We start from the raw sequence: 1,070 nt of genomic DNA on the forward strand, positions 1-1,070 counted from the left end.
GGCGCGATCTCATTCGTGCGCTTGTAGTCGATCCAGGTTTCGATGAGGTCGGCGGTGAAGACGCCGCCTGCCTGGAGGTATTCGTTGTCGTTCTCGAGGGCTTCGAGGACGGCGGGGAGGCTGGTGGGGACCTGGGGGACGTTGGCGTGCTCGTCGGGGGCGAGCTCGTAGAGGTCCTTGTCGATGGGCTCGGCGGGCTCGATCTTGTTCTTCACGCCGTCCAGGCCCGCGAGGAGGAGGGCGGAGAAGGCGAGGTAGGGGTTGGAGGAGGGGTCCGGGGCGCGGAATTCGACGCGCTTGGCCTTGGGGTTGGCGCCGGTGATGGGGATGCGCATGGCGGCGGAGCGGTTGCGCTGGGAGTAGACGAGGTTGACCGGGGCTTCGAAGCCGGGGACCAGGCGGTGGTAGGAGTTGACCGTGGGGTTGGTGAAGGCCAGGAGTGAGGGGGCGTGGCGGAGGATGCCGCCGATGTAGTGGCGGGCGGTGTCGGACAGGCCGGCGTAGCCCTGCTCGTCGTAGAAGAGGGGGTCGCCCGCGTTCCACAGGGACTGGTGGACGTGCATGCCGGAGCCGTTGTCGCCGAAGATGGGCTTGGGCATGAAGGTGGCGGTCTTGCCGTTGCGCCAGGCGACGTTCTTGACGATGTACTTGAAGAGCATGAGGTCGTCGGCGGCGGCGAGCAGGGTGTTGAACTTGTAGTTGATCTCGGCCTGGCCGGCGGTGCCGACTTCGTGGTGCTGGCGCTCGACCTGCAGTCCGGAGCGCTCGAGCTCGAGGCTGATTTCGGCGCGCAGGTCGGCGAAGTGGTCGACGGGGGGTGCGGGGAAGTAGCCGCCCTTGTAGCGGACCTTGTAGCCGCGGTTGTCCTCGCGGGCGCCGGTGTTCCAGGCGCCTGCCTCGGAGTCGATCTCGTAGAGCGAGCGGTTGGCGGTGGTCTCGAAGCGGACGCTGTCGAAGACGTAGAACTCCGCCTCCGGGCCGAAGTAGGCGGTATCGGCGATACCGGTGGAGGCCAGGTAGGCCTCGGCCTTCTTCGCCACATTCCGCGGATCACGGCTGTACTGCTCACC

1 protein-coding gene is annotated in these 1,070 nt (G+C 67.0%); it reads right to left on the minus strand.

Going from position 1 to position 1,070, the window contains the following annotated elements:
* Nucleotides 1–1,070, minus strand: a 1,070-nt coding sequence (gene glnA / locus ACV530_RS36585) for a type I glutamate--ammonia ligase (protein ID WP_494337048.1), incomplete at both ends; no start/stop codon positions are given.

Source organism: Streptomyces sp. SX-6 (assembly GCF_059089585.1).